This is a genomic window from Tsuneonella sp. HG094 (assembly GCF_053819285.1).
The window spans coordinates 22,272-33,546 of the sequence record NZ_JBSORA010000003.1; the positions used below are offsets into that span (position 1 = coordinate 22,272).

General features: G+C 62.8%; 11 protein-coding genes. 8 read left to right on the top strand and 3 right to left on the bottom strand.

Annotation, left to right across the window (positions count from 1 at the left end; genetic code table 11):
- The first annotated feature begins 12 nt into the window (after positions 1 to 12).
- From ACWPMX_RS15135 to ACWPMX_RS15170, 8 genes are read left to right on the top strand one after another with little or no spacing between them, the layout of a single operon-like run.
- Complete coding sequence (locus ACWPMX_RS15135) at positions 13 to 1,431, top strand: hypothetical protein (RefSeq protein ID WP_455700934.1); 1,419 nt, start codon at positions 13 to 15, stop codon at positions 1,429 to 1,431.
- A complete protein-coding gene (locus ACWPMX_RS15140; protein WP_455700935.1) occupies positions 1,431 to 2,630 on the top strand; it encodes an acetyl-CoA acetyltransferase in 1,200 nt (399 codons plus the stop codon). Before ACWPMX_RS15135 ends, ACWPMX_RS15140 begins: the two co-directional genes overlap by 1 nt.
- Positions 2,631 to 2,642: 12 nt before the next feature.
- Positions 2,643 to 3,095 (top strand): MaoC family dehydratase, encoded by a 453-nt coding sequence (locus ACWPMX_RS15145; protein WP_455700936.1) that lies wholly within the window; start codon positions 2,643 to 2,645, stop codon positions 3,093 to 3,095.
- Positions 3,092 to 3,967, top strand: a complete 876-nt coding sequence (locus ACWPMX_RS15150) for an HpcH/HpaI aldolase/citrate lyase family protein (protein WP_455700937.1) — start codon at positions 3,092 to 3,094, stop codon at positions 3,965 to 3,967. Before ACWPMX_RS15145 ends, ACWPMX_RS15150 begins: the two co-directional genes overlap by 4 nt.
- Positions 3,964 to 5,142, top strand: a complete 1,179-nt coding sequence (locus ACWPMX_RS15155; RefSeq protein ID WP_455700938.1) for an acyl-CoA dehydrogenase family protein — start codon at positions 3,964 to 3,966, stop codon at positions 5,140 to 5,142. Before ACWPMX_RS15150 ends, ACWPMX_RS15155 begins: the two co-directional genes overlap by 4 nt.
- Before the next feature lie 10 nt (positions 5,143 to 5,152).
- Complete coding sequence (locus tag ACWPMX_RS15160) at positions 5,153 to 6,067, top strand: SDR family NAD(P)-dependent oxidoreductase (protein WP_455700939.1); 915 nt, start codon at positions 5,153 to 5,155, stop codon at positions 6,065 to 6,067.
- Positions 6,006 to 7,100 carry an NAD(P)H-dependent flavin oxidoreductase gene (locus tag ACWPMX_RS15165; protein ID WP_455700940.1) on the top strand — a complete coding sequence of 365 codons (1,095 nt, stop codon included), beginning with the start codon at positions 6,006 to 6,008 and terminating at the stop codon, positions 7,098 to 7,100. Before ACWPMX_RS15160 ends, ACWPMX_RS15165 begins: the two co-directional genes overlap by 62 nt.
- A complete protein-coding gene (locus ACWPMX_RS15170) occupies positions 7,097 to 8,095 on the top strand; it encodes an NADP-dependent oxidoreductase (RefSeq protein ID WP_455700941.1) in 999 nt (332 codons plus the stop codon). Before ACWPMX_RS15165 ends, ACWPMX_RS15170 begins: the two co-directional genes overlap by 4 nt.
- A 20-nt stretch (positions 8,096 to 8,115) precedes the next feature.
- Here ACWPMX_RS15170 and ACWPMX_RS15175 read toward each other — a convergent pair whose 3' ends face one another.
- The 3 genes from ACWPMX_RS15175 to ACWPMX_RS15185 all read right to left on the bottom strand — a co-directional run bounded on the left by ACWPMX_RS15175 (position 8,116) and on the right by ACWPMX_RS15185 (position 10,873).
- Positions 8,116 to 9,675, bottom strand: a complete 1,560-nt coding sequence (locus tag ACWPMX_RS15175) for an AMP-binding protein (RefSeq protein ID WP_455700942.1) — start codon at positions 9,673 to 9,675, stop codon at positions 8,116 to 8,118.
- Between the two features lie 3 nt (positions 9,676 to 9,678).
- Positions 9,679 to 10,479 carry an enoyl-CoA hydratase/isomerase family protein gene (locus ACWPMX_RS15180; protein WP_455700943.1) on the bottom strand — a complete coding sequence of 267 codons (801 nt, stop codon included), beginning with the start codon at positions 10,477 to 10,479 and terminating at the stop codon, positions 9,679 to 9,681.
- 82 nt (positions 10,480 to 10,561) lie between these two features.
- Positions 10,562 to 10,873 carry a hypothetical protein gene (locus ACWPMX_RS15185; RefSeq protein WP_455700944.1) on the bottom strand — a complete coding sequence of 104 codons (312 nt, stop codon included), beginning with the start codon at positions 10,871 to 10,873 and terminating at the stop codon, positions 10,562 to 10,564.
- Positions 10,874 to 11,275 lie beyond the last annotated feature (402 nt).

Here is an 11,275-nt window from a genome sequence, read left to right on the forward strand (position 1 = left end):
GAGGCAGTGTCGTTGGCTATAGCCGCAGTCGGTGGCTATCTTCCACATCTTCGTGTGGATCGTAAAGCGATTTCTCGAGAATTGGGGTGGAGCGGGCTGGCCATGCCACGGGCGGGAACCAGGTCGCTCGCCGGCTGGGACGAAGATCCCCTTACGATGGCTGTAGAGGCGGCCCGTAACCTTGCCGGGCCTACCCTGTCATCCGTTCGATTCGCTTCCACCTCGGCATATTTCACCGATCGGTTTCAGGCTGCCCTCATTGTCGACGCGCTCGCGCTTCCGAGAACAGTTCGTACCATTGACATGGCAAATGCCCGCCGCGCAGGTACCTCCGCGCTGCTCGACTGCCTGCTCGGTAGCGATGAATCGGTGGTCGTCGCTGCAGAGAAGCGCCCCACGCGGCCGGGAAGCGCGGCTCAGCTCGCTTATGGGGATGGCGCCGCTGCGGTTCGGGTAAGCAGGGACGGAGCAGCGCAATTGATCGGCCACGCGTCGATGACCCACGATTTCCTCGACCGCTATACCTCTCTCGATCACACGACGCCGTACGTATACGAAGAACGCTTCGTGCGTGACGTGGCAGTCAGCAAACTGATCGTCCCGGCGGTGCGCGATGCGTGCGCGGTTGCGGGGCTGGCACCCGAGGCAATCGACCATGTCGCGTGTGCCGAGCCGGTCGGGGGATGTTGGAAGGCCGCAGCCCGCGCTCTCAGGTGCGATGCCCCTGATCACTGTGCGCGTCTTATGTCGTCCGCAGGCGATCTAGGCGCGGCCCATCCGTTATACGGTCTCGGCCTCGCGCTCGGCGCGGCCCAGCCCGGTGATCGAGTGCTTGTCATCGGATTCGGCAGCGGCGTCGATGTCTTGATCTTCGAAGTGCGTGAAGCTGTCCCCGGAGCGGAAGCGTTGGTCTCGGCGCTGGGCGAGGGGCGGCTCCTGTCGAGCTATTCCCGGTTCCTCTCCCTCTCGGGCAACCTTGAACTTGATTGGGGAATGCGATCGGAATTCGCGCAGAAGGCCCAGGCTACCGTCCTCGAGCGTATCGGACGCGACATGATCGGGTTCGTGGGTGGACGGGATAGCGCCGGTTGCGTGCAATTTCCCAAGAGCGCGATCCCGGTGAACCCGGGATTGTCCGCTCCGGAGGGAATGGAGGATGTGCGACTGGCGAATGAAGGGGCCCGGGTTGTTTCGATCACCGCAGATCGGCTCAATTTCACCCCTGACCCACCGTTCGATTTCGGGCTGGCCCAGTTCGACAACGGCGCGCGCGTGCTGATGGAGTTCACCGATCGACCGGAAGCGGGCTTCGCCGTCGGCGACCGCGTTTGCATGCGGCTGCGGATCAAGAACGAAAACAAGGCGCTGGGAATGCGTACCTATTTTTGGAAGGCGGCACCCGTGGCGCGCCCGCTGCTGGAGGCCGCGTGATGGCGAGTGGCATCAAGGACAAAGTGGCGATCGTCGGGATGGGTTGCTCTCGCTTCGGCGAACGATGGGACGCCGGCGCCGATGGGCTGATGGTCGAGGCTTTTTCCGAGGCGCTTGAAGATGCGGGAATCGAGCGAGAGCGCATCGAGGCCGCATGGGTCGGCAACGCGCTCGACGACATCAACGTCGGCAACAGCGCGCTGCCCGCGGCCCATGCCTTGCGCCTTGGCGGGATTCCCGTGACAAGGGTCGAGAACATGTGCGCCACGGGAACGGAAGCGCTGCGCGGAGCGGCATACGCCGTGGCTTCGGGCGCAGTCGATGTGGCGCTGGCGATCGGCGTCGAGAAACTCAAGGACACCGGCTACGGTGGTCTTCCCCTGCGCACTAAGGGAGTCCAGAACGACCTGTGGATGCCATATGGCTCGGCGCCGGGGACGTTCGCCCAATTGGCGGGCGCATATGCCGCGAAGCACGGGATCGCGGCCGGCGACCTCAAGAGAGCGATGGCGCACGTATCGTGGAAGAGCCATCAGAACGGGGTGTTGGCTCCCAAGGCCCATTTGCGATCGCCGGTCGATCTGGACACGATCCTCAACGCCCCGCTCATCGCGGACCCGCTGGGCTTGTTCGATTGCTGCGGCGTTTCCGACGGTGCCGCTTGCGCCATCGTGACAACACCGGAAATCGCGCGTTCGCTCGGCAAACTGAGTCCGGTCACGATCAAGGCGATCCAGTTGTCGGCAAGCGACGGATGGGAGATGCAGTTCGGTGAATGGGATGGAGCCTCGGTGCCGAACACGCAGATCGCTGCCCGGCGCGCATACCTCGAAGCTGGGGTGACCGATCCTCGCGCGGAGTTGAGCCTTGCCGAAGTGCATGATTGTTTCTCGATCACCGAACTGGTGATCATGGAAGACCTCGGCTTGTCGGAACCGGGCCAGGCGCCCTCCGACATCCTCGACGGGCGTTTTGACCGTGACGGGTCCCTTCCAGTCCAGGTGGACGGCGGGCTCAAGTGCTTCGGGCACCCTGTCGGCGCGTCGGGTCTGCGCATGGCGTACGAAGTCTATTCCCAGCTCCAGGGGCGCGGCGGAGCGCGACAGCTCGACAAGGCGGACCTGGGACTGACGCACAACCTGGGCGGCACGCCATTCAACAGCGTGGCCGCGGTGGCCATCTTGGGTCGCCTCGACTGAAGGAGCGGAATGATGGCAGGCTTGTGGTTCGGACAGTTCTCGGTGGGGCAGGTGTTCCGCCACGAGATCCGTCGCACGGTCACCGACATGGACAATATCCTGTTCTCCTCGCTGACCTACAATCCTGCGGCGATCCACATCGATCACGCCTACGCGGCCGAAACAGAGTTCGGACGGCCCCTGATGAATTCGATATTCACGCTTGGCCTGGTCATAGGGTTGTCAGTTCAGGACACCACGTTCGGCACGACAGTCGCCAACCTCGGCATGAGCGATACGACGTTCCCCAAACCCGTCTTCGCGGGAGACACGATCCGCGCGGAGTCGAAAGTGCTCGAAATCCGCGATAGCAAGTCACGGCCGACCCAGGGGATCGTCACCTTCGAGCATACCGGACTTAACCAGCGCGATGAAGTGGTCTGCCGGACCGTGCGGGGCGCGCTGATGTTAAGGCAACCCACATGAGACTGCGCTCGCTCCTGTTCGTGCCGGGCGACAGCCGCCGCAAGTTCGACAAGGCCGGCGCTAGCGGCGCCGACGTGCTCATCCTCGACCTCGAGGACGCGGTGGCTCCTTCGTTAAAGGACGAGGCCAGGGCGATCGTTGCCGATTGGTTGAGCGAGGCGGACGGTTTGGCCCCCCGGCTGTTCGTACGGATCAACCCGCTCTCGAGCGGACTCGCAGAGGCCGACCTTGCGGCAGTCGTGCGTCCCGGACTCGCCGGAATTCTGGTGCCGAAGGCCGATGGAGCGCATGACGTGGCCACTCTTGCCGGGATCATCGACGCGCTGGAAACCGCTGCGGGCGTCGAACCCCAGTCGGTCAAGATCGCAGTCGTCGCGACGGAGACGCCAGCGGCGATGTTTGCGCTGGGTTCCTATGCGCCGGCGCATCCCCGGCTCGTCGGTCTGACCTGGGGCGCCGAGGACCTTGCCGCGGCGATCGGGGCGACCGGCAACAAGGAAGCCGATGGCACTTGGACCGAACCGTACCGGGTGGCCCGGTCGCTGTGCCTGTTTGCCGCCGCCGCCGCCGAAGTCGCGCCTGTCGATACGCTATACGCGGACTTTCGTGACCGGGAGGGGCTCGAGGCAGACTGCCGTCGCTCCCGGCGCGATGGATTTACAGGCCGCATCGCGATTCATCCCGATCAGGTCGATACGATCAACCGGTGTTATTCGCCTTCGACCGAGGACCTTGATCACGCCCGACGCGTGATCGAGGCCTTCGCGGCCGAGCCCGACGCTGGGACGATCGGCATCGACGGCAAGATGTACGACATCCCGCACCTCAAGGCCGCGCACAAGACGTTGGCCGCAGCTGGAGAACATCCATGAGCGAAGCGCGACCGCTGCCCACCGAAGACGATCTCAATATGGTTCGCGAGGGTGTTCGGGCTGCGTGCGCCCCCTTCGACGACGAATATTGGCTCAGCCGGGACGACGACGGCGAGTTCCCGCGCGAATTCCACAAGGCGATGGCCGATGGTGGATGGCTCGGCATCACCATGCCCGAAGAATACGGAGGCTCCGGGCTTGGCGTGACCGAGGCCATGACGATGATGAACGAAGTGGCTGCGTGCGGCGGCGGCTTCGCAGCGGCATCGACCATTCACATCAACCTGTTCGGTCCCCATCCGATCGTGGTGAAGGGCACGGTAGACCAGAAGGCGCGCTGGGTCCCGCGACTGGTTTCGGGAGAAGACCAGGTTTGCTTCGGCTTTACGGAGCCCGATGCGGGCCTGAATACCACCGCGATCAAGACCTTCGCAGAGAAGGTACCGGGTGGATACGTGGTCAATGGCCAGAAGGTCTGGACCTCGACCGCACAAGTGGCGAACAAGATCATGCTGCTGACCCGAACGACGAAGCTAGAGGACTGCGCGCGACCGACCGACGGAATAACGATATTCTACACCGACCTCGACCGTTCGAAGATTGACGTTCACCTGATCCCCAAGATGGGCCGCAAGGCGGTCGATTCGAACGCGATTTTCATCGATGGGCTGTTTATTCCCGACGAGGACCGGATCGGCGAGGAAGGAAAGGGTTTTTCCTATATTCTCCACAGCCTCAATCCAGAGCGCATCCTGATCGCCTCGGAAGCTATCGGGATCGGCCGCGATGCCCTGCGCCGGGCAACTAACTACGCGCGAGAGCGGGTGGTCTTCGGCCGGCCCATCGGCATGAACCAGGGCATCCAGCATCCCCTCGCGGAGAAATGGATGTTCCTCGAGAGCGCCTGGTTGATGGTCGAGAAAGCGGCCCGCCTCTACGACGGCGGCCAGCCTTGCGGCGCAGAGGCAAACAGCGCGAAATTTCTTGCCGCGCGCGCGTGTCATGACGCAGCCTGGCAGGCGGTTGCGACCCACGGGGGGTTCGGCTACGCCAAGGAATATCACGTCGAGCGCCTCTATCGCGAAAGCGCGCTGACCCGCCTAGCGCCAATCACTGAACAGCTGATTCTCTGCTTCATCGCGGAGAAAGTACTCGACCTTCCCAAGAGCTACTGAGGGCCGGAAGATGGGAATGATGGATGGCAAGGCTGTGCTTGTTACCGGAGCCGGGCGCGGGGTCGGTCGCGGCATTGCGCTGGCAATGGCCCGCGAAGGCGCAGCGGTCGTGGTCAACGACCTTGGAGCCTCGCTCAGTGGAGATGGGGAGGAGGCGGGATCGCCCGCCGAGCGGGTCGTAGAGGAAATCCGGGCTCTCGGTTGTCGGGCCGTTGCTAATCATGACAGCGTGGCCGAATGGGAAGGCGCGCTGACGATGGTCAAGGCTTCGGTCGATGCGTTCGGACGCATCGACGCGGTGGTCAACAATGCCGGCAACTTGCGCGACCTGTACTTTCACAAGATGGGACCGGACGATTTCCGCGCCGTCGTCGACGTGCACCTCCAAGGCAGTTTCAACACGAGCCGAGCCGCGGCGCCCTTCTTCAAGGAGCAGGAAAGCGGCGCATTCGTCCATATGACCTCGACGAGTGGCTTGGTCGGGAACTTCGGTCAGGCGAATTATGCTGCCGCCAAACTCGGGATCGTCGCGCTCTCGAAATCCATCGCGCTCGATATGCAGCGGTTCAACGTGCGGTCGAACGCGGTCGCCCCATTCGCGTGGACGCGAATGATCGATTCGATCCCGACGGATACGCCCGAGCAACAGCAGCGGGTGGAGGGACTAAAGAAGCTCGATGCGGACAAGATCGCGCCATTCGTGGTCGCGCTCTGCAGCGCCAAGGGCGCGGATGTGACAGGCCAAGTGTTCGCGGTGCGTAACAACGAGATTTTCCTGTTTTCCCAGCCCAGGCCCATCCGAACCGCGCATACCTCCGATGGCTGGACACCGGAAACCGTAGCCGACCGGGTATTTCCCCAATTTGCGAACGACTTTTATCCGCTTCATCGTTCCGCTGACGTCTTCACCTGGGAACCGGTGTGACTTTCTGGCGAGGAAGTGCGCACCGATCGAAATTTCCGACAGGGCTCGGAGGAGAGCAGGTCGGCGTGGTGGCGCTTGGTCCAATGGGGGTAACATGCGTCGCGACGAGATAGACGCGCTCAAGGCGCAACTGCGAGTACCGGTTATGGCCGGTCCGATGTTCATTGCATCGACCGCCGAGCTCGTCATCGCTCAGTGCCGCGGGGGGATCATCGGGTCGATGCCTGCGCTCAATTCGAGATCGACCGAGGAGCTCGATCAGGACATCGGGCGAATTCGCGAAGCGGTCGGAGATACGCTGTTCGCGATCAACCTGGTGGCGCACGCCAGCAATTCGCGCCTCGAGCCGGATCTCGATGTCGTGCTTCGGCACAAGGTTCCTATCGTAGTGCTGGCACTTGCGGCCAATCCGGATCTCGTTAGCACCTTGCAGGCGAACGGAAGCCTTGTGTTCCAGGATGTTGCCAAGAACCGCCATGCCCGCAAATGCGCCGAGATGGGGGTGGACGGGATCATCGCGGTCGCTGCAGGTGCCGGTGGACATACGGGCAGTCTTTCGCCGTTCGCGCTGGTCCAGGAAATCCGCGATTGGTGGGGCGGACTTCTCATTCTTTCCGGTTGCATTGCAACCGGACGGGGGGTTTTGGCTGCCGAGGCGCTGGGCGCCGATCTGGCCTATGTCGGTTCGACCTTCCTCGCTTCAACGGAAGCGAACACCCAGCCCGAATTTCGCCGGATGGTCGTCGAAGGAACTGCAGCCGACATCGTGACGACCAATTGCTTCACGGGCGTCGACGCCAATTTCCTGCGCCCATCGCTGATCGAGCACGGCCTCGACCCCGACAATCTCGCTCGTTCCACCGGAGGGATCAACATCGACGGGGGTGGCGACAACGCCAAGGCGTGGAAGGAAATCTGGAGTGCAGGCCAGGGCATCGGTGCCGTGAAGCGCTCGGAGCCGGCGGCCGAATTTTTGGCGCGCCTGGCGTCGGAATACGACGCCGCGAAACTGGCCATGGGAATGCCATTTTGAACCGCCGTGTCGTTCTTGCATCAAGGCCCACGGGAATCGCGCAGAAAGAACACTTTCGTATCGAAACGGCGCCGCTTCTGCCGCTGACCGATGGCGAGTTTCGGGTCCGGAACAGATTTCTCTCGGTCGAGCCGGCAATGCGCGGATGGATCGCAGACGCGGGCAACTATTCTGCGCCGATCCCCCTGGGCGGCGTCATGCGGTCGCTAGCGGTAGGCGACGTAGTCGAAAGTCGGTGCACCGCGTACGAGGTCGGAGAGACTTTGTGCGGGTGGTTCGGCTGGCAAGAGGCGGTCAGCGCGACGCCAGATATGGTCGTCAGGCGGGTTACCGAGGATGATTTGCCCGCCTCGCTGGCCTTGGGGGTGCTCGGGATAAACGGCGTTACGGCACATCTGGCGTTGACCAGCATCGGACAGCCGCGGGAAGGGGAGACGGTCGTGGTGTCGACCGCTGCCGGCGCGGTCGGGTCAGCAGTCGGCCAGATCGCAAAGCTGCTTGGATGTCGTACAGTGGGGATCGCGGGGGGAGCCGGGAAAGTCGAGCAGTGTCTCGATCTGTTCGGATACGACGCGGCAAACGATTACCGGGCCGGAGGGCTCGAAAAGGCGATCGCGGAAGCCTGCCCCGACGGGGTGCACGTCTACTTCGACAACACGGCCGGCCGAATTAGCGACGCGGTTCTGCCCAACCTCGCGCTCAGGGCTCGGGTAATCGTGTGCGGAACGGCATCCATTCCCTCGTGGACGCCATGGCCAAGCGGGCCACGGGTCGAGCGGCACCTGCTCGTCAAGCGAGCGCGAATGGAAGGTTTCGTCATCTTCGATCACATGGACCGCTATGAAGATTCGGTAGCGCAGCTCGCGGACTGGATTAGGGCAGGTCGGTTGCACTTCGTCGAGGACGTGCTCGACGGCATCGAGGCATGCCCGGATGCTCTTGCCGGGCTCTACCGCGGCGAAAACAAAGGAAAGCGGATCATCAGGCTGGCATAGGCGGGACGCCGGCACCGCGATTATGCGACCCCCCGGTCCTCCCCCGCCCAGTAAGGGCCCCGCAGGTCCTTCTTTGATACCTTGCCGCTGGGTACCAGCGGGAAGGTTTCCATGAAGTCGATGCTCTTGGGGACTTTGTATCCAGCAAGTCGCTCGCGGGCGAAAGCCAACAACGCCGTTTCGTCCGCAGAAGCACCCGGCTTGCGGATCACGCACGCCTTGACGGCCTCGCCCCATCTAGGATCCGGTACGCCGATAACCGCGGCAGCAGCCACGTCCGGGTGAGTCGAAAGAACATTCTCGACCTCGGCCGAGTAAATGTTCTCCCCGCCCGAAACAATCATGTCCTTCACGCGATCGACGATGTAATAGAGACCTTCTGAGTCCCTTCGCGCGACGTCGCCCGACCGGTACCAGCCGTTCTGCAGGACCCTGGCGGTGGCTTCCGGCTGATTCGAGTAGCCGACCGTGATTGCGGGCGAGCGGATCATGAGTTCACCCGGTTGCCCGTCGGAAACCGTGTTCCCATCAGAATCGACAATGCGAAACTCGATCAGCGGCAGGGGCCGTCCGCAGCTCTGGAGCTTGCCTTCGTCTTCGAGATCATGCTCGTCCGGACGCAAGATGGAAAACGCGCCGTTGGCTTCGGTCGCACCGTAGAACTGCATGAACTTGCCGGGCATGACCCCGATCGCACGCTTGATCAAACCGAGCGAGATCGCCGAGCCGGCATAAAGGGTGAGACGGATGGAGGAGAAGTCGGTCTCCGCCGCGGCCGGATGATCGAGCAGCATCTGGATCATCGTCGGGGTCAGCGTAAGCAAAGTAGGTTTGTCGTGTGCGATCGTCCGGCAGATCAGGCCGGGTTCGAACTGGCGAACGATCGATACCGCGACCCCGTTGTAGAGGCATTGGAAAGCGATCCCGATCGAAAGAAGGTGGAAATTCGGGAGCGGGTTGATGAAGACGTCGTCAGATTCCCACTGGAACGCCGGCTCCAAATGCTCGCAGAGGCGGATCCGATTGAAGCCGCCGTGGCTCAGCATCACCCCCTTCGGAGAACCGGTCGTGCCGGATGTGTAGAGCTGGACGGCGGTGTCCTCCTCGCTGATGAACAAGTCCGGCTTATCAGCCGATCGCTCGCCAACCTGCTCCTCGAGCGTATGGTCGTCGTCGAACCAGATCGTCTCGACGTCTGTCTGCGAGATCGCGAGCGCATCGTTCCACAGCTTCTCTAGCGACCGTTCGACCAGTGCGAGGCGGGTTCCGCTGTCGTCAATCAACTGAGCCAGCTCAGGCGCGGCAAGGCGCCAGTTGAAGACCGTAAAGGCTCCGCGAGTCCTGGCGGTACCGGTGAGCGCGAAGTAGAAGTCGGGGGTGTTGAGACCGAGGAACCCGACCCGGTCTCCAGGTGCAACGCCTCGCGCGAGCAGATCATGCGCGATGCGGTTCGCTATCGCGTCGTATTCAGCGAAGGAGATCGTGCGGTCGCCCCAGATGAGTGCGCGCCGCAGTGGCGTATTGCGGGCGTGATACTCGATGTATTCGCCGAGTGTGCGAACTTCCGGATAAAGCCACATGCATCAGGATCCTGTGAATTGGGGTTTGCGCTTCTCTGAGAAGGCAGTGAGACCCTCGCGAGCGTCCGACGTTGAGGCGATCCGCGCGAGCGCCTGCGCTTCGAGCTCGAGCTGTGTTTCGAGCGGCTGGTCCGCCACGCTCAGCATCAGGCGGCGCATCTCTCCAAAGGCCCGGGTGGGACCGCTGGCGAGTTGCCGGGCAATCTCCTGCGCACGCTCGGACAGGTTGTCGCAAGGAACCACTTCGTCCGCCAGCCCCGCGGCCATCGCTGCCTGGGCATCAAGCGTTTCGTTCAAGAGCAGAAATCGTCGCGCCCTGGCAGGACCGAGCCTCCGGGCCAACATGATCGACGCACCTGCGTCGTTTGAATAGCCGATCCCCGCATAGGCCGCGACGAAGCGCGTGGCGGCCTCGGCGATAATGATATCCGCGCCCGCTACCAGCGCCGCCATCCCGCCCGCGCATACGCCGTGCACGGCCGCCACGACGGGCGCGTCCATACGCTGCAATCGCGCAATGCCACTGTGCAGGTCGGTGGTCCAACGCTTGATCATGCGCGGAAGCTGGTCGAGCTGCTCGACGAACAATCGCACATCCCCGCCATAGCTGAAGGATGGGCCCTCCGCCGTCATGAGCACCGCCCGTACGTCGGGATCCTCGGAAAGCAGTATCGCCGCTTCGGAGAAATCCTGGCAGAAATCACCGTCGATCGGATTTCCGCGTTCGGGTTGGGAAAACACGAGACGAGCAACCCCGTCTGCGCGCTCGATCCGCATGCTTCTGAATTTCACCTCTCCGTCCACGGCTACGCTCTCTCCTGATGGCGCCTGTAGATTCCGAAGGGATAGTTAGCCTGTTTACCAATATTCGGCAAGTTCAAACCATTCAGTCGCAATGCGCCTTTCTCCAGTCTTCGATAACTGCAGCGTTGATGTCGTCGAAGTCCGCCCAGAGGCGTCTGATGGCCAAGCCAGCCACCAGCGACGCGCCCGAGCGAACGATCACGTCGGCGCGTTCGGCAGACCAGCCTACTTTCGTCAACTGTTCGCCCCAAGCGCCGTAGATCGGCACACGCAGCGAAGCGACTTCGCTTTTGAGTTCTGAATAGTTGTCGAGCGCTTTGGAGGCCTCGATCGTGATGCCGATCGTGACCCAGAAGCGGTCGTTGAAGAAGAACGACGGGAACTCGTCGAGCATCGCTCGCAGTAGCGCTTCGCGTGCAGCGGGTGCGCCCGCGAGATGCGCCTCGCCCTCGGATCGGGCCGGTTCCAGCGATCCCCGGCTGCTGCGCGACAATGCAGCGGCAAAAGGTTTGGCGACGCGCATGGGAACGGCGCCTGCGATCGTGATGAGAGGGAACGGCGCCGTCGTCGCCACGAGCGATCTTTAACGCGCCCTTGCGTTATGCTGGTTTCTCGAAGACGCAGCTCGAGTGGAGCGCGACATCCGCGCTATGGGGTTCGACCCGGGGGGGCGGCCTGCAGAAGGAAGAGACCGGTGATCGGCAGGTCTGGTCCGGCCGCCTGGCAGAGCGCATGTGGGAACTGCTTACCAAGACTTGAGGCGCGCACAGGCAGGCTGTGCGGTTCCGATTACAGG

Excerpts from the sequence above, each read along its gene's own strand:
- ACWPMX_RS15140 (WP_455700935.1), top strand. The coding sequence starts at position 1,431 with ATGGCGAGTGGCATCAAGGACAAAGTGGCGATCGTCGGGATGGGTTGC.
- ACWPMX_RS15145 (WP_455700936.1), top strand. The coding sequence starts at position 2,643 with ATGGCAGGCTTGTGGTTCGGACAGTTCTCGGTGGGGCAGGTGTTCCGC.
- ACWPMX_RS15150 (WP_455700937.1), top strand. The coding sequence starts at position 3,092 with ATGAGACTGCGCTCGCTCCTGTTCGTGCCGGGCGACAGCCGCCGCAAG.
- ACWPMX_RS15155 (WP_455700938.1), top strand. The coding sequence starts at position 3,964 with ATGAGCGAAGCGCGACCGCTGCCCACCGAAGACGATCTCAATATGGTT.
- ACWPMX_RS15160 (WP_455700939.1), top strand. The coding sequence starts at position 5,153 with ATGGGAATGATGGATGGCAAGGCTGTGCTTGTTACCGGAGCCGGGCGC.
- ACWPMX_RS15175 (WP_455700942.1), bottom strand. The coding sequence starts at position 9,675 with ATGTGGCTTTATCCGGAAGTTCGCACACTCGGCGAATACATCGAGTAT.
- ACWPMX_RS15185 (WP_455700944.1), bottom strand. The coding sequence starts at position 10,873 with ATGCTCGACGAGTTCCCGTCGTTCTTCTTCAACGACCGCTTCTGGGTC.